15 protein-coding genes are annotated in these 15,985 nt (G+C 60.2%); 10 read left to right on the forward strand and 5 right to left on the reverse strand.

Going from position 1 to position 15,985, the window contains the following annotated elements:
• Window positions 1–104 precede the first annotated feature (104 nt).
• From hycE to hycA, 5 genes are all read right to left on the reverse strand, one after another.
• The gene (hycE, locus tag PGR23_RS22085; RefSeq protein WP_015370028.1) at window positions 105–1,814 is read right to left on the reverse strand and encodes a formate hydrogenlyase subunit HycE; all 1,710 of its coding nucleotides are present in this window, start codon (window positions 1,812–1,814) and stop codon (window positions 105–107) included.
• A 16-nt stretch (window positions 1,815–1,830) separates the two neighbouring features.
• Window positions 1,831–2,754: a respiratory chain complex I subunit 1 family protein gene (locus tag PGR23_RS22090; RefSeq protein ID WP_289578203.1), complete on the reverse strand. Its 924-nt coding sequence runs from the start codon at window positions 2,752–2,754 to the stop codon at window positions 1,831–1,833.
• A 2-nt stretch (window positions 2,755–2,756) separates the two neighbouring features.
• Entirely contained in the window at window positions 2,757–4,583 is a 1,827-nt protein-coding gene (gene hycC, locus PGR23_RS22095) for a formate hydrogenlyase subunit 3 (protein WP_289578204.1), read from the reverse strand.
• A complete protein-coding gene (locus PGR23_RS22100) occupies window positions 4,580–5,188 on the reverse strand; it encodes a 4Fe-4S dicluster domain-containing protein (RefSeq protein WP_047044110.1) in 609 nt (202 codons plus the stop codon). Before PGR23_RS22100 ends, hycC begins: the two co-directional genes overlap by 4 nt.
• A gap of 82 nt (window positions 5,189–5,270) precedes the next feature.
• A complete protein-coding gene (hycA, locus tag PGR23_RS22105) occupies window positions 5,271–5,720 on the reverse strand; it encodes a formate hydrogenlyase regulator HycA (protein ID WP_015370024.1) in 450 nt (149 codons plus the stop codon).
• Between the two features lie 212 nt (window positions 5,721–5,932).
• On the opposite strand from hycA, the gene hypA reads away from it, so the two are divergent.
• From hypA to PGR23_RS22155, 10 genes are all read left to right on the forward strand, one after another.
• On the forward strand, window positions 5,933–6,277 hold the full coding sequence (gene hypA / locus PGR23_RS22110; protein ID WP_015370023.1) for a hydrogenase maturation nickel metallochaperone HypA: 345 nt from the start codon (window positions 5,933–5,935) through the stop codon (window positions 6,275–6,277).
• A gap of 6 nt (window positions 6,278–6,283) precedes the next feature.
• Window positions 6,284–7,156 carry a hydrogenase nickel incorporation protein HypB gene (gene hypB / locus PGR23_RS22115; protein WP_380378285.1) on the forward strand — a complete coding sequence of 291 codons (873 nt, stop codon included), beginning with the start codon at window positions 6,284–6,286 and terminating at the stop codon, window positions 7,154–7,156.
• Window positions 7,147–7,419 (forward strand): HypC/HybG/HupF family hydrogenase formation chaperone, encoded by a 273-nt coding sequence (locus PGR23_RS22120; RefSeq protein ID WP_015370021.1) that lies wholly within the window; start codon window positions 7,147–7,149, stop codon window positions 7,417–7,419. The genes hypB and PGR23_RS22120 overlap by 10 nt, the downstream gene beginning before the upstream one ends.
• Window positions 7,419–8,540 (forward strand): hydrogenase formation protein HypD, encoded by a 1,122-nt coding sequence (hypD, locus tag PGR23_RS22125; protein WP_047044106.1) that lies wholly within the window; start codon window positions 7,419–7,421, stop codon window positions 8,538–8,540. Before PGR23_RS22120 ends, hypD begins: the two co-directional genes overlap by 1 nt.
• Complete coding sequence (gene hypE / locus PGR23_RS22130; RefSeq protein WP_047067151.1) at window positions 8,537–9,547, forward strand: hydrogenase expression/formation protein HypE; 1,011 nt, start codon at window positions 8,537–8,539, stop codon at window positions 9,545–9,547. Before hypD ends, hypE begins: the two co-directional genes overlap by 4 nt.
• 137 nt (window positions 9,548–9,684) lie before the next feature.
• Window positions 9,685–11,757 carry a formate hydrogenlyase transcriptional activator FlhA gene (flhA, locus tag PGR23_RS22135; RefSeq protein WP_063416275.1) on the forward strand — a complete coding sequence of 691 codons (2,073 nt, stop codon included), beginning with the start codon at window positions 9,685–9,687 and terminating at the stop codon, window positions 11,755–11,757.
• A 410-nt stretch (window positions 11,758–12,167) separates the two neighbouring features.
• A complete protein-coding gene (locus tag PGR23_RS22140; RefSeq protein WP_063416277.1) occupies window positions 12,168–13,085 on the forward strand; it encodes a metal ABC transporter substrate-binding protein in 918 nt (305 codons plus the stop codon).
• Window positions 13,082–13,903 (forward strand): manganese/iron ABC transporter ATP-binding protein, encoded by an 822-nt coding sequence (locus PGR23_RS22145; protein WP_045395371.1) that lies wholly within the window; start codon window positions 13,082–13,084, stop codon window positions 13,901–13,903. The genes PGR23_RS22140 and PGR23_RS22145 overlap by 4 nt, the downstream gene beginning before the upstream one ends.
• Entirely contained in the window at window positions 13,900–14,748 is an 849-nt protein-coding gene (gene sitC, locus PGR23_RS22150; RefSeq protein ID WP_015370015.1) for an iron/manganese ABC transporter permease subunit SitC, read from the forward strand. Before PGR23_RS22145 ends, sitC begins: the two co-directional genes overlap by 4 nt.
• Window positions 14,742–15,596, forward strand: a complete 855-nt coding sequence (locus tag PGR23_RS22155) for a metal ABC transporter permease (protein ID WP_396279463.1) — start codon at window positions 14,742–14,744, stop codon at window positions 15,594–15,596. Before sitC ends, PGR23_RS22155 begins: the two co-directional genes overlap by 7 nt.
• The last annotated feature ends 389 nt before the right edge of the window (window positions 15,597–15,985 follow it).

The following is a 15,985-nucleotide window of genomic DNA, read 5'->3' on the forward strand; positions in this document are numbered from 1 at the left end:
CTGCCCTTCCTTCTCTCCCTTGTGGTGAGAGGGGACAGCTCTGCCCTTCCCCCTCTCCCCTGTGGGGAGAGGGTCGGGGTGAGGGGCCCCACGCAATGGCTCAATTATTTCAGCGGCGAGTTTTTACGCTCGATGCTGTAGCGCTCCAGCTCTTTGTACGGCACCACTTTGCTTTTCTTCTTACGCACATCGACCACCGTCATGCGGTCGGTACAGGAGTAGCAGGGATCGAGGCTGCCGATAATCAGCGGCGCGTCGGAGACGGTGTTGCCGCGCAGCATATAGCGCAGGGTCGGCCAGTTGGCGTAGGTCGCCGCACGGCAGCGCCAGCGGTACAGTTTTTGGTTGTCGCCGGTCATGCTCCAGTGGATATCGTCGCCGCGCGGCGCCTCCGAGAAGCCCAGCGCGAAGCGGTGTGGAATATAGGTGAAGCCATCCACCATTAGCGGGCCGCCGGGCAGATTGTCGAGACCGAAATCAATCATATTCAGCGCGGTATAAACTTCGTTGATACGCACCTTGAGGCGGGAAATCACGTCGCAGCCCTGCTCACTATGGACTTCCATCGGCAGCAGACCGTAACCGACGAACGGGTGATCGGCGCGGGTATCGCGGGCGTGGCCGCTGGCGCGGACCATCGGGCCGACGTTACTGAAGTCGCGGGCGATTTCTGGATCCAGACGACCAATACCGACGGTGCGCTGTTCCATGTTCGGCGTGCTGAGCAGCATATCCACCAGTTCCTGCACATCGCGACGCATCTGCTGCGCCAGCTGGCGGGTCTGGATCATGTCCTCTTTCAGCAGATCGCGGCGAATCCCGCCGATCAGGTTCATGCCGTAGGTTTTACGCGCGCCGGTGAGGATCTCCGCCATCTTCATTGAGGTTTCGCGCACGCGGAAGAACTGCATAAAACCGGAGTCAAAGCCGGTGAAGTGGCAGGCCAGGCCAAGGTTCAGCAGGTGCGAGTGCAGGCGTTCCACTTCCAGCAGAATGGCGCGGATCATCTGCGCGCGCTCCGGCACCACGATGCCCATCGCGTTCTCCACCGAGGTGGTATAGGCGGTGCTGTGGGCGAAGCCGCAGATGCCGCATACCCGGTCCGACAGGAACGTTACTTCGTTGTAACCCATGCGGGTTTCCGCCAGCTTTTCCATGCCGCGATGGACATAGAACAGGCGGTAATCGGCGTCGATAATGTTCTCGCCGTCGACAAACAGACGGAAGTGTCCAGGCTCATCGGAGGTGACGTGCAGCGGGCCAATCGGCACCACGTTGTTTTTCTTACTGCCGAGCTCGTTAATGAACTCGTAGGTCTCCGCGTCGGTGGTCGGCGCCGGGCGCTGGCGGTAGTCCATGCTGTCTTTACGCAGCGGATAGAGTTCATCCGGCCAGTCGTCCGGCAGCACCAGGCGGCGCTCGTCCGGCAGGCCCACCGGCACCAGACCGTACATATCGCGCACTTCGCGCTCGCCCCATACCGCCGCCGGCACGCGCGGGGTCACCGACGGATATTCCGGTTTGTTGGCATCGACTTCCACGCGCACGGTGATCCAGCATTTAGTGCCCTGCTCCATCGACAGCACGTAGTAAACCGCATAGTGGCCGTTCAACTTACGTTCGTCGTTGCCGAACAGTACCGACAGCCAGCCGCCCTGTTTGTAGTACAGGAACTCGACCACTTCCGGCAGGTAGTTAACCTTCACGGTGACGGTAAGCTGATCTTTGGTCTGCCAGGCTTCGTCCAGCACCACGCCAGGGAAAGCCTGGTGCAGCGCCGCAAGATAGTGTTGACCGATTTTTTCTTCAGACATGCTCAAATTCTCTTAATCACGCCACCAGCAAGGAGACGAAAGCTAAAAAGGCGAAACCAAACCCGGCCCAGGTGACGCGGGAGGTGGCACAAAAACGCAGACGCGCCATGCTGTTTTCGAAGAGCGCGATAATCAGCACTCCCGCCACCAGCTTGACGATGGCGACCACCAGCGCCAGCAGCAGGCCTGGCGCGCTAAAGCTGGTCATCTGTCCCCACGGGATAAATACGCCGACGAACATCTGCAGCACCACCAGCTGTTTCAGGCTGATGCCCCACTTCAGCACCGCAAAACCGCTGCCGCTGTACTCGGAAAGCGGCCCTTCCTGCAGCTCCTGTTCGGCCTCGGCTAAATCGAACGGCAGTTTGCCCATTTCGATAAAGGTGGCGAAAGCGCAGGCGCACAGCGCCAGGAGCAGCGGGATGCTGCTCGCGGCGGGCCAGTGGTAAATGGTGTCGGTAATCGCGCTAATATGGGTGGAGCCGGCTACCTGCGCCGCGACCCACAACCCAAGCAGCAGGATCGGTTCGACCAGCACGCCGAGCATCGCTTCACGGCTGCTGCCGATGGCGGTGAACGGACTGCCGGTATCCAGGCCGGAAATGGCGAAAAAGAAACGGGCGATGGCGAACAGGTAGATAAGCGTAATCAGGTCGCCCAGCCCCGGCAGCGGTGAATCTACGGTCACTACCGGCAGCGCGGCGGCGATGGTCAGCATCACGCCGACCATCACAAACGGCGTCAGGCGGAATACCCAGCCGGAAGCGTCCGGGCCCACGCTCTGGCGACCCAGCAGTTTCAGGATATCCCGATACTCCTGCAGTACGCCCGGCCCGCGGCGGTTATGCAGGCGCGCGCGGGCAACGCGGGTCAGGCCGGACAGCAGCGGCGCGACGGCAAACAGTACCAGCGCCTGTATTAATGCAACGAATAGGTTCACTCTCAGGCTCCTCGCGAAATCACAATCACCACCAGTACCGCCAGCTCGATCAGCGCCACGCCGCGCAGCAACGCGGGCGCGGCGGCGTTCTGCCAGCCGGGCACCAGCCGTACCGGATTCAACCAGTGACGCAGCTTCAGCAGCGGCGCAAAGGCTTCTTTCACCGGCATGGCGAAGCCGTGGGCGGTGACCACCATCGCTTGTTCATGATCGTAGCCGCAGACCCACGCCGCGCCGCGTGAGCGCGCCGGCAGGCGGTCGCCTTTGAAGAAGATCATCAGCAGGAACGGCAGCAGCGGACAGGCAATCAGCAGAATGGCGATCAGCGGCTGCGATACGACGCTAGTGGCCTGCGCCGGAACCGGAATGACGTGGCCGACCAGCGGCAACAGCCACGGCGCTGCCACGCCGCCGATGACGCAGCACGCGGCGGCCAGCACCACGCTTAAGGTCATCAGCCAGGGCGCGCAGGTGGCGTTTTCCGCCTCTTGACTGCGCGGCGCGCCAAGGAAGGTGACACCGTAGACTTTGGCCATACACATCACCGCCAGCGCCCCGGTAATCGCCAGGCCAACCGCCAGCAGCGGCCCCAGCAGACGTCCGATAAACGCCTCGCCGGTGCTCAGCTTGAAGAAGGATTGATAGATAACCCATTCGCCGGCAAAGCCGTTCAGCGGCGGCAGCGCGGCCATCGCCATCAGCCCCACCAGCATGGCGAGTGAAATCAGCGGCATTTTTTTACCGATGCCGCCCAGCTTCTCGATATCGCGATGCCCGGTACGGAACCACACCGCCCCCGCGCCAAGGAACAGCGTGGTTTTGAACAGGCTGTGGTTGATCAGGTGGTACATGCCGCCGATAAAGCCCAGCACCATCAGCGCATTGTTGCCGGTGGCAATACCGGTGACGAAGGCGCCGAGGCCAAGCAGAATAATGCCGATGTTTTCCAGAGTGTGGTAAGCCAGCAGGCGCTGGATGTTATGTTCCATCAGCGCGTACAGCCCGCCGATAAAGGCGGTAATCATCCCCAGCACCAGCAGCAGCACGCCCCACCACAGCGGCGGTACGCTACCGGCCAGCGACACGGTCAGGATCCCGTACAGACCGACCTTCATCACCACCGTTGAAAACAGCGCGGCGGCCGGGGCGCTGGCGCCCGCATGCGCCTGCGGCGCCCAGCCGTGCAGCGGGATCACCCCGGCGAGCAGGGCAAAACCGAGCAGACCCGGCAGCCACAGCGCCATGTTCTGCGGCGCGCCGGCGGCCAACTGGCTAATCGCCGCCAGATCGAGAGTGCCGTAGAACGACCACACCAGCCAGCAGGTCCACGCCAGCAGCAGGGTACCGAGACGCCCCAGCGCAAACCACAGTTTGCCGGACTGCGCGCAGCCGGTGAGAAACGCGGCGCACAGCGCCATGATTTCCGCCATCACCACCAGGCTGCCGAAGTTAGTCACCACCACCGCGCAGGTGGCGGCAGCCAGCAGCAGGTTAACCAGCAGGCCGTTGGATTTGACCTGCGGATGACGATGCCAGGAAATGTTAAACAGCGAAATCGGCAGCGCCGACAGGCCGATGGCCAACAGCCACAGAGCGTTAATCCCGCCCACCCGCATCGCCAGATGCAGATACTGCAGCATGCCGCCGTTGATCCGCTCCGGCGCGATCAGCGCCGAGAAGCCGGCGACGATTAACATCGCGCTGGCGACCGCGCCGCCGATCCCGGCAATCGCGCCGCTCAGCGGTTTACGCAGACTAAACAAAAACGCCAGCACCGCGCTGGCGGCATACCAGGCAACCGCCTGATTCACTAATGCAACCACGCTCATTTCACGCCCCCTTGTTGCGCCTGAAACAGCGACAAATCGCCGAGGTCGGTATTAAAGGTCAGTTCGCGCTTACGCTTGCTGGACTTAGCAATATCGCGAATATCCACCAGCAGTAAGGCTTTGGTCGGGCAGGTCCGCACGCAGGCCGGGCCCTGCTCATCAAAGTGGCAGAGGTCGCATTTCACGGCGATAGCGCGAACGCCAGGCACCCAGTCGAGCAGCGAGCTGACGCGGGCCGGAGCCGGCGGCGCGGCGGGTGCCATCGGCGTGTTAGCGTTGGCGGGAATATCCAACGGGCGGCTGCCGGAGAATTCAATCGCGCCGAACGGGCAGGCGATGCCGCACAGTTTGCAGCTCACGCACAGGCTTTCATTGAGCTGTACCGCGCCGTCAACGCGAGTAATGGCGTTGACCGGACACACCGCGGCGCAAGGCGCGTCTTCACAGTGGTGGCACATCTGCGGCGCAGACTCTTTTTCATTACGCATGACCTGCAGGCGCGGCATACTTTGCAGGCCATACTGGCGGTGCGTCTCGGAACAGGCGGCTTCGCAGGTGCGGCAGCCGATACAGACGCTGGAATCAGCAATTACAAAACGGTTCACCGGGTCATCCTCGGGTGAAAGTCACTTTTGACGAAATCAGGCCGCGCAGGTGTCGGTTTCGACACTTGTCGACACTTCACAATTAATGGACCTGCGCCAGATGGCTTAAATCCACCGGCTGGTCGCGCTCCATGGCCTCATACAGACGGTCATAGACGGTGGCGATGATCGCCAGGTAGTGTTCCAGCACCGCTTCGCGGGAACGGTTACTGATGCGACCGTCAATTACGCCTTCCGCATCCAGCGTCGCCTGGGCGATCAGCCGTTTGTCATCGCCATTTTTGCTTTCTACGTAGTATTCGATGGTGTGGCTGTTAAAGCCTTCCGCCAGCGCGACATATACCTGAAAGTGGCCGAACAGCACGAAGCACAGCTCTTTGTCCGGCGCGCAGCTCATCGCGTGATGCAGACGCGCTTTCGACAGGGTGATGCCCTGAACCAGCGAGTTGCAGTAGGTGTGCCACTGCTCCTGATGCTGGCGGTGACGATCGGCGATGTAGTCCGCCTTTTCACTTAATTCCCAAATTGTCATCCCGGATCCTCCCGTTACATGAGATGCACCGGTTAAGCATTTTCCATGCCAATATTTATTTATTTGAATTTAAAGGAATTATTAAAAACTCGCGCGCCATCACGACATGTCGATGACAGCCGCACGTCGTCGTCATCGACAGTTCCCCCACCGTTTATGGTCTCCTGGCATCGTTATTGCATATAGCCGCCATAGTATTAACGGAGGCCAACATGCACGAAATCACGCTAAGCCAGCGGGCGCTGGAAATTATTGAGCAACAGGCGCGGCAAAACGGCGCGCGCCGGGTCACCGGCGTGTGGCTGAAGGTCGGCGCGTTTTCCTGCGTGGAGGCCAGCGCACTCACCTTCTGTTTTGAACTGGTGTGCCGCGGCACGCTGGCGGAAGGCTGCGCGCTGCACATTGCCGAACAACAGGCCGAATGCTGGTGTGAACGCTGTCAGCAGTATGTGCATCTTGTCTCTCAGCACGTCCGCCGCTGCCCGCACTGCGATAACGACCAGTTGCAGATCGTGGCGGATGATGGCTTACAGATTCAGCGTTTAGAATTGGAGTAAAAGATTATGTGTACGACATGCGGCTGCGGAGAAGGCAACCTTTATATCGAAGGCGATGAACATAACCCGCACTCGGCGTTTCGCAGCGCCCCCTTCGCCCCCGCCCCGCGCCAGACCATGACCATCACCGGCGTGAAAATCGATAACTTTGCCCCGACCCGCAGCGCGCAAGGCGATCTGCATTACGGCCACGGCGAAGCGGGTACCCACGCGCCGGGGCAAAGCCAGCGGCGGATGCTGGAAGTCGAAATCGACGTGCTGGATAAAAACAATCGCCTGGCGGCGCGCAACCGCGCGCGCTTCGCGGCGAACAATCAACTGGTGCTGAATCTGGTCTCCAGCCCCGGCTCCGGTAAAACCACCCTGCTCACCGAAACCCTGACGCGCCTGAAAGGCATCGTCGACTGCGCGGTCATTGAAGGCGATCAGCAAACGGTCAACGATGCCGCGCGTATCCGCGCCACCGGCACGCCGGCGATTCAGGTCAATACCGGCAAGGGCTGCCATCTCGATGCGCAAATGATTGCCGACGCCTCTGCGCGTCTGCCGGCTGGCGATAACGGCATTCTGTTTATCGAAAACGTCGGCAACCTGGTCTGCCCGGCCAGCTTCGACCTTGGCGAACGTCATAAAGTGGCGGTGCTGTCGGTCACCGAAGGGGAAGATAAACCGCTGAAGTATCCGCATATGTTTGCCGCCGCCAGCCTGATGTTGCTCAACAAAGTCGACCTGCTGCCGCACCTCAACTTTGACGTCGAGAAGTGCCTCGCCTGCGCGCGGGAAGTGAATCCGCATATCGAGATTATTTTGCTCTCCGCCACCAGCGGCGAAGGCATGGACCAGTGGCTCAACTGGCTGGAGACGCAGCGATGTGCATAGGCATTCCGGGGCAAATTCGCACGATTGACGGCGTGATGGCGAAGGTTGAAGTGTGTGGTATTCAGCGCGAAGTCGATCTGACGCTGGTCGGCGCCGTCGACGAACAGGGCCAGCCGCGCATCGGCCAGTGGGTGCTGGTACACGTCGGGTTCGCCATGAGCGTGATTAACGAAGCCGAAGCGCGCGATACCCTCGACGCGCTGCAAAACATGTTCGAGGTGGAACCGGACGTCGGCGCGCTGCTATACGGCGAGGAGCGATAATGCGTTTTGTTGATGAGTACCGCGCGCCGGAGCAGGTGCTGCAGCTGGTCGAACATCTGCAGCAACGCGCCCGGCTGCTGGACTACAGTGAAGCCCGCCCGCTGCGGATGATGGAGGTCTGCGGCGGTCATACCCACGCCATCTTTAAATTCGGCCTCGACCAGCTATTACCGAAGAATATTGAATTTATTCACGGCCCCGGCTGCCCGGTGTGCGTCCTGCCGATGGGCCGCATTGACGCGTGTATCGAGATAGCCAGCCGCCCGGAGGTGATTTTCTGCACCTTTGGCGATGCGATGCGCGTGCCGGGAAAAAACGGGTCGCTGCTGCAGGCGAAGAGTCGCGGCGCCGATGTGCGAATCGTTTACTCGCCGATGGACGCCCTGCGGCTGGCGCAGCAGAATCCGCAGCGCGAGGTGGTTTTTTTTGGTCTCGGTTTCGAAACCACCATGCCCGCCACCGCGCTGACGCTGCGTCAGGCCCGCGAGCGCAACGTCGACAACTTCTACTTTTTCTGTCAGCACATCACCTTGCTGCCGACGCTGCGCAGCCTGCTGGACCAGCCGGACAACGGTATCGATGCGTTTCTCGCCCCCGGCCACGTCAGTATGGTGATTGGCACCGACGCCTACGGTTTCATCGCCAGCGACTATCATCGGCCATTAGTCGTTGCTGGATTTGAACCACTTGATCTACTGCAAGGCGTGATCATGCTGGTTGAGCAGAAAATAGCGCAGCGCAGTCAGGTAGAGAATCAGTACCGTCGCGTGGTGCCGGATGCCGGTAACGCGCTGGCGCAGGCGGCAATCGCCGAGGTCTTTTGCCTGAGCGGCGATAGCGAATGGCGCGGCCTGGGGACGATCAACGATTCCGGCGTTTGCCTGACGCCAGATTATCAACGCTTTGACGCCGAGGCCCATTTCCGCCCGGCGCCGCAGCGCGTTTGCGACGACCCGCGCGCCCGCTGCGGTGAAGTGCTGACCGGGCGTTGTAAACCACACCAGTGCCCGCTGTTTGGTCGCGTCTGCAACCCGCAGAGCGCCTTTGGCGCGCTGATGGTCTCCTCAGAGGGCGCCTGCGCCGCCTGGTATCAATATCGCAGTCAGGAAAATAAAGCATGAAAAGCATTCAGTTAGCTCACGGTAGCGGCGGTCAGGCGATGCAGCAACTCATTGGCGAGCTGTTTATGCAGGCCTTCGCCAACCCCTGGCTGGCCGAACAGGAAGATCAGGCGCGTTTAGATCTCGCCGGGCTTGCCGCCCAGGGCGATCGGCTGGCCTTCTCAACGGACAGCTACGTCATTGATCCGTTATTTTTCCCCGGCGGCGATATCGGCAAACTGGCAATTTGCGGCACCGCCAACGACGTGGCGGTCAGCGGCGCCGTGCCACGCTATCTCTCCTGCGGGTTTATTCTCGAAGAGGGGCTGGAGATGGCGACGCTGGAAGCGGTGGTGCGCAGCATGGCAACTACCGCTCAGCAAGCAGGGATTGCCATTGTGACCGGCGATACCAAAGTGGTGCCGCGCGGCGCGGCAGATAAAATATTCATCAATACCGCCGGTATTGGCGCCATCCCCGGCGATATTCACTGGGGAGCGCAGCAGATTAGCGCCGGCGATGTGCTGCTGGTCAGCGGCACGCTCGGCGATCACGGCGCCACCATTCTTAACCTGCGCGAACAGCTGGGGCTGGACGGCGCATTATCCAGCGACTGCGCGGTGCTGACGCCGCTTATCCAGACCCTGCGCGAGATTCCGGGCATCAAAGCGCTGCGCGACGCCACCCGCGGCGGCGTCAATGCGGTGGCGCACGAGTTTGCCGCCGCCAGCGGCTGCGGTATCGAACTGCATGAAGCGAAGCTGCCGGTCAACGATACGGTGCGCGGCGTCTGCGAACTGCTGGGGCTCGACGCCCTGAATTTCGCCAACGAAGGTAAACTGGTGATTGCCGTCGCCAGAGAAGCCGCGCCGCGCGTACTTGAGCATTTACGGTCTCACCCGCTCGGGCAGAATGCCGCGATAATTGGTGACGTTGTCGAGCGCGCCGGCGTGCGCTCTGTCGGGTTATATGGCGTTAAACGTACGCTCGATCTTCCCCACGCCGAGCCGCTGCCAAGAATTTGCTAACCACTGAACCGGCCCGGAGGGCGGCAGCCGCCTTATCCTGGCGACTTCAAAGCGGCAACAATTGTTTTATTAACAGACTATTATTTGATTCATCTCTTTATTCTGCGCCGCGCTGCGGCGCTTTTTGGACTTAAGCAATGTCGTATACACCAATGGGCGATCTCGGGCAGCAGGGTCTGTTTGATATCACCCGTATTTTATTACAGCAGCCCGATCTGGCCGCGCTGAGCGAAACGCTAACCCGTCTGGTGCAGCAATCCGCGCTTGCCGACCGGGCGGCGATTATCTTGTGGAACCACGGCAACCATCGCGCCGCCAGGTACGCCTGCGACGACGCCGGGCAGCCGGCAAGCTACGAAGATGAAACCGTACTGGCGCACGGCCCGGTACGCCGCCTGCTGTCGCGCCCCGACGCGCTACATTGCGACAACGCGACCTTCGCCGAAACCTGGCCGCAGCTGGCCGCCAGCGGCATTTACCCGGAATTCGGCTACTACTGCCTGCTGCCGCTGGCGGCAGAAGGCCGCATCTTCGGCGGTTGTGAGTTCATCCGCGACGACAACCGGCCATGGAGCGAAAAAGAGTCCCAGCGCCTGCATACTTTCGCGCAGATTGTCGCCGTCGTCACCGAGCAGATCCAAAACCGGGTCAGCAACAACGTCGATTACGACCTGCTGTGCCACGAGCGCGATAACTTCCGCATCCTGGTGGCCATCACCAACGCCGTCCTGTCGCGCCTCGATATTGACGAGCTGGTCAGCGAGGTGGCGAAAGAGATCCACCGCTATTTCCGCATCGACGCGATCAGCGTGGTGCTGCGCAGCAACCGCAAAGGCAAGCTCAATATCTACTCCACCCACTATCTCGACGCCAGCCATCCGGTCCACGACCAAAGCGAAGTCGATGAAGCCGGCACGCTAACCGAGCGGGTGTTTAAGAGCAAAGAGATGCTGTTGCTCAATCTGCATGAGCACGACTCGCTGGCGCCGTATGAGAAAATGCTCTTCGAGATGTGGGATAACCAGATCCAGACCCTATGCCTGTTGCCGCTCATGTCCGGTAATACGCTGCTCGGGGTGCTGAAGCTGGCGCAGTGCGATGAGCAGGTGTTTACCACTACTAACCTTAAACTGCTGCGGCAAATCGCCGAGCGCGTATCGATAGCTATCGATAACGCCCTCGCCTATCGCGAAATCCAGCGGCTGAAAGAACGGCTGGTGGATGAAAACCTGGCGCTCACCGAACAGCTCAACAACGTCGAAAGCGAGTTTGGCGAAATCATCGGTCGCAGCGAAGCGATGCACAGCGTGCTCAAGCAGGTGGAGATGGTGGCGCAGAGCGACAGTACGGTGCTGATCCTCGGTGAAACCGGCACCGGTAAGGAGTTGATTGCCCGCGCTATTCATAACCTGAGCGGACGCAACGGCCGACGGATGGTGAAAATGAACTGCGCGGCGATGCCCGCGGGCCTGCTGGAAAGCGATCTTTTCGGCCACGAGCGCGGCGCTTTTACCGGCGCCAGCGCCCAGCGCATCGGCCGCTTCGAACTGGCGGACAAAAGCTCGCTGTTCCTCGATGAAGTCGGCGATATGCCGCTGGAGCTGCAGCCGAAGCTGCTGCGCGTTCTTCAGGAGCAGGAATTCGAACGCCTGGGCAGTAATAAACTGATTCAGACCGATGTACGGCTGATCGCCGCCACCAACCGCGATCTCAAACAGATGGTTATCGATCGTGAATTCCGCAGCGATCTTTACTATCGGCTCAATGTGTTCCCGATCCACCTGCCGCCGCTGCGCGAACGGCCGGACGATATTCCTCTGCTGGTGAAAGCGTTCACCTTCAAAATCGCCCGCCGTCTGGGGCGCAACATCGACAGTATTCCGGCGGAGACCCTGCGCACGCTTTCGCGCATGGAGTGGCCAGGCAACGTGCGCGAGCTGGAAAACGTCGTCGAGCGCGCGGTGTTGTTAACCCGCGGCAACGTACTGCAACTGTCGCTGCCGGAAATGCATATTGAACAGGAGACGCTGGCGCCGGAAGTGCTGCCGGAGGAAGGCGAAGATGAATATCAGCTGATCGTCCGGGTATTGAAAGAGAGTAACGGCGTGGTGGCCGGGCCAAAAGGTGCCGCCCAGCGCCTGGGGCTCAAGCGCACGACGCTGCTGTCGCGCATGAAGCGTTTAGGCATTAATAAGGATCGGTTAGTCTAGCCCGGCGATATGTCTCTCATGGCTTAGGGATTTTCCCGGAGGCGGCGCATTGCGCCTTCTCCGGGCTACCAAATCGCACAGGACCGTAGGTCGGATAAGCATCGCGCCATCCGACAAAATAACGGCACAACCGCTTGCGCTCTCCCCGGTGGCGCTTACGCTTACCGGGGCTACCAAATCGCGCATGGACCGTAGGTCGGATAAGCGTAGCGCCATCCGACAAAATAACGCAGCGACCCATCGAATACCGGACCGAACCCGGATTACCCCTCCCTGCCAAATCCTTCTCAACCTAATCATTACCCCAACATATAAATAAGAATTATTTTCATTTATAAATAGCTTGTGCTATATAACATAGCAAAGGCTATAAACGATGATTAATTAATCGCAATACCGTGAGGGATCCTATGCCGCATCTGCCGCCGTTCAAGCACCTGTTGTTCTCCGCCGCATTAGCGCTGCTTGCTATCGCCCCCGCTCAGGCGCAAGAAAAATTCAAAGTCATTACCACCTTCACCGTGATCGCCGATATGGCGCAGAACGTCGCCGGCGACGCCGCTGACGTCAGCTCAATCACCAAACCGGGCGCGGAAATTCACGAATATCAGCCGACGCCGGGCGATATCAAACGCGCGCAGGGGGCGAAGCTTATTCTCGCCAACGGTCTCAACCTCGAACTGTGGTTCGCCCGTTTTTATCAGCACCTGAACGGCGTACCGGAAGTCGTGGTCAGCAACGGTATTCAGCCGATGGGCATCAGCGATGGCCCCTACAACGGCAAGCCCAACCCACACGCCTGGATGTCGGCGGATAATGCGCTGATCTACGTCGATAATATTCGCGATGCGCTGGTGAAATACGATCCCGTCAATGCCGACACCTATCGCCGTAACGCCGAGGCCTACAAAGATAAAATCCGCCAGACCATGGCGCCGCTGAAGGCCGAACTGGCGAAACTGCCGGCGGACAAACGCTGGCTGGTCACCAGCGAAGGCGCATTCTCCTATCTGGCGCGCGATAACGGCCTGCAGGAGCGTTATCTGTGGCCGATTAACGCCGACCAGCAGGGCACGCCGCAGCAGGTGCGTAAAACTATCGACACCATGAAGAAGGAGCATATCCCGACCATCTTCAGTGAAAGCACCATCTCCGACAAACCGGCGCGACAGGTCGCCCGTGAAGCCGGCGCCCACTATGGCGGCGTACTGTATGTTGACTCACTGAGTACCGCCGACGGCCCGGTGCCGACCTATCTTGACCTGCTGCGCGTCACCACCGAAACCATCGTCAAAGGGATCAACGATGGCCTGAGGAAACAGTCATGATTGCGCCGCAAGCGGGACTTATCGTCGACCAGGTCACGGTGACCTATCGCAACGGCCACACCGCCCTGCGCGATGCAACGTTCAGCGTACCGCGCGGATCGATTGCCGCGCTGGTGGGGGTCAACGGCTCCGGTAAATCGACGTTGTTCAAAGCGCTGATGGGCTTCGTGCGCGTCGGCCACGGCGATATCGCCATTCTCGGCCAGCCGGTCAACCGCGCGCTACGGCAAAACCTTGTCGCCTACGTACCACAATCGGAAGAGGTGGACTGGTCCTTTCCTGTGCTGGTGGAAGATGTAGTAATGATGGGCCGCTATGGTCATATGGGCTGGCTGCGGCGGGCGAAGCCCCGCGACCGGCAGATTGTCGATGCCGCGCTGGCCCGCGTAGGGATGAGCGAATACCGCGAAAGGCAAATTGGCGAGCTCTCCGGCGGGCAGAAAAAGCGCGTGTTCCTCGCCCGCGCCATTGCTCAGGAAGGCAAAGTGATCCTGCTCGATGAGCCGTTTACCGGCGTCGATGTGCAGACCGAGGCGCGGATCATCACCCTGCTGCGAGAACTGCGCGACGAAGGCTGTACCATGCTGGTCTCTACCCATAACCTCGGTTCAGTCAGCGAATTTTGCGATTACACGGTGATGGTGAAAGGCACCGTACTGGCCAGCGGTCCGACGGAGACCACCTTCACCGCCGAGAACCTGGAGCTGGCCTTCAGCGGCGTGTTGCGTCACGTCACACTCACCGGTGCGGAAGAACGCATTATTACCGACGATGAGCGGCCGTTTATCAGCCATCGCGCGGCGGGGGGCCAACGATGAGCTGGCTGCTGGAGCCGTTTGGCTATCAATACATGCTCAACGCGATGTGGGTCTCGGCATTAGTCGGCGGCGTCTGCGCCTTTCTCTCCTGCTACCTGATGCTCAAAGGCTGGTCGCTGATTGGCGACGCCCTCTCCCACTCAATCGTTCCCGGCGTCGCCGGCGCTTATATGCTCGGCCTGCCCTTTGCGCTCGGCGCGTTTCTCTCCGGCGGCCTGGCGGCAGGCAGCATGCTGTTTCTTAACCAGCGTTCGCGGCTTAAAGAGGACGCCATCATCGGGCTGATTTTCTCCTCGTTTTTCGGCATCGGCCTGTTTATGGTGTCGCTGAATCCGACCTCGGTGAACATTCAAACCATTATTCTCGGCAATATCCTCGCCATCGCTCCGGAGGATATTATCCAGCTGGCGGCGATTGGCTTTATTTCGATGGCGATCCTGTTGCTGAAGTGGAAAGACCTGATGGTCACCTTCTTCGATGAGAACCATGCCCGCTCAATTGGCCTTAACACCAGCGGCCTGAAGCTGCTGTTTTTCACTCTGTTGGCTGCCTGCACCGTGGCGGCGCTGCAAACCGTCGGCGCGTTTCTGGTCATCTGTCTGGTCGTGACGCCCGGCGCCACCGCCTGGCTGTTAACCGACCGCTTCCCGCGTCTGCTGGCCATTGCCGTCGCTATCGGCAGCCTGACCAGCTTCTTCGGCGCGTGGCTGAGCTACTATCTTGATGGCGCCACCGGCGGCATCATCGTGGTGGCGCAGACGCTGCTGTTCTTAGCCACCTTTGTCTTCGCGCCGAAGCACGGCCTGCTGGCCAACCGCCGCCGCGCCAGGGAGGCCTCATGCTAACGATGCTCCTTGAACCATTACAGTTTCCGTTTATGGTCAACGCGATGCTGGTGGCGACGATCGTCGCCGTCCCCTGCGCACTGCTGTCGGTATTTCTGGTGTTAAAAGGCTGGGCGCTGATGGGTGATGCCATGAGCCACGCGGTGTTCCCCGGCGTGGTGGTGGCCTACATTATCGGCATCCCCTTCGCCATCGGCGCGTTTATTGCCGGCTTATTTTGCGCCGTCGCCACCGGTTTTCTCGACGATAACAGCCGTATCAAGCGCGATACCATTATGGGGATCGTCTTCTCGGGGATGTTCGGCGCCGGGCTGGTGCTGTACGTGGCGATTCAATCCGAGGTCCATCTCGACCATATTCTGTTTGGCGATATGCTGGGAATATCCGCCAGCGATATCGGGCAAACGGCGGTGATTGCGCTGGCGATTGCGCTGATTATCGGGCTAAAGTGGCGCGATTTTTTACTGCACGCTTTTGATCCGAATCAGGCCAAAGCCAGCGGCCTGCGCTGCGGGCTGCTGCATTATGGCCTGCTGTGCATGATCGCGCTGACTATCGTCGCGACGTTAAAGTCGGTGGGGATTATTCTGTCGATTTCGCTGCTGATCGCACCCGGCGCTATCGCTCTGCTGTTGACGCGGCGCTTTGTCAGCGCATTATTGCTGGCGATGATTATCGCCGTGAGCTGTTCGCTGGCGGGCGTCTGGCTGTCGTTTTATCTCGATAGCGCCCCGGCGCCAACCATCGTGGTGCTGTTTACCGCGCTGTTCGTGCTGGCCTTTGTCGCCAGCACGATCCGTGACAGCCAGAAACAGAAGGCGTCAGCAACGCTCCCCGGTAGCGGCTAACGCCAGCATGAATGCCAGGAGCTGTAGCCCTGCTAAACGCAGCGCGAGCAGGGAGAATTGTCGGATGGCGCTAAGCTTATCCGACCTACGGTCCGTGCGGCCTGCCTTTAATTTATTCACCATGCTGACCGAAACTGCCGGTGCTGGCGATCTCAAAACCCCCGGTGGCGCTGCCGCTTACCGGGGCTACAGCGCTGTGCGATTTGGTAGCCCGGAGAAGGCGCAACGCGCCGCGTCCGGAAAACCCCTTAAAAAAGTTGCCAACCGATAACAGTATCTACGGTCTGTGCGGCTTGCCTTTAATTTATTCACCATGCTGACCGAAACTGCCGGTGCTGGCGATCTCAAAACCCCCGGTGGCGCTGCCGCTTACCGGGGCTACAGCGCTG

It is taken from the genome of Klebsiella sp. 141162 (genome assembly GCF_050600755.1).
Classification (GTDB): domain Bacteria; phylum Pseudomonadota; class Gammaproteobacteria; order Enterobacterales; family Enterobacteriaceae; genus Klebsiella; species Klebsiella aerogenes.

Coding starts and splice junctions, on each gene's coding strand:
- PGR23_RS22120 (WP_015370021.1), top strand. CDS start 7,147: ATGTGCATAGGCATTCCGGGGCAAATTCGCACGATTGACGGCGTGATG.
- PGR23_RS22155 (WP_396279463.1), top strand. CDS start 14,742: ATGCTAACGATGCTCCTTGAACCATTACAGTTTCCGTTTATGGTCAAC.
- hypB (WP_380378285.1), top strand. CDS start 6,284: ATGTGTACGACATGCGGCTGCGGAGAAGGCAACCTTTATATCGAAGGC.
- hycE (WP_015370028.1), bottom strand. CDS start 1,814: ATGTCTGAAGAAAAAATCGGTCAACACTATCTTGCGGCGCTGCACCAG.
- hypA (WP_015370023.1), top strand. CDS start 5,933: ATGCACGAAATCACGCTAAGCCAGCGGGCGCTGGAAATTATTGAGCAA.
- hycC (WP_289578204.1), bottom strand. CDS start 4,583: ATGAGCGTGGTTGCATTAGTGAATCAGGCGGTTGCCTGGTATGCCGCC.
- hypE (WP_047067151.1), top strand. CDS start 8,537: ATGAAAAGCATTCAGTTAGCTCACGGTAGCGGCGGTCAGGCGATGCAG.
- hycA (WP_015370024.1), bottom strand. CDS start 5,720: ATGACAATTTGGGAATTAAGTGAAAAGGCGGACTACATCGCCGATCGT.
- hypD (WP_047044106.1), top strand. CDS start 7,419: ATGCGTTTTGTTGATGAGTACCGCGCGCCGGAGCAGGTGCTGCAGCTG.
- PGR23_RS22145 (WP_045395371.1), top strand. CDS start 13,082: ATGATTGCGCCGCAAGCGGGACTTATCGTCGACCAGGTCACGGTGACC.
- flhA (WP_063416275.1), top strand. CDS start 9,685: ATGTCGTATACACCAATGGGCGATCTCGGGCAGCAGGGTCTGTTTGAT.
- PGR23_RS22140 (WP_063416277.1), top strand. CDS start 12,168: ATGCCGCATCTGCCGCCGTTCAAGCACCTGTTGTTCTCCGCCGCATTA.
- sitC (WP_015370015.1), top strand. CDS start 13,900: ATGAGCTGGCTGCTGGAGCCGTTTGGCTATCAATACATGCTCAACGCG.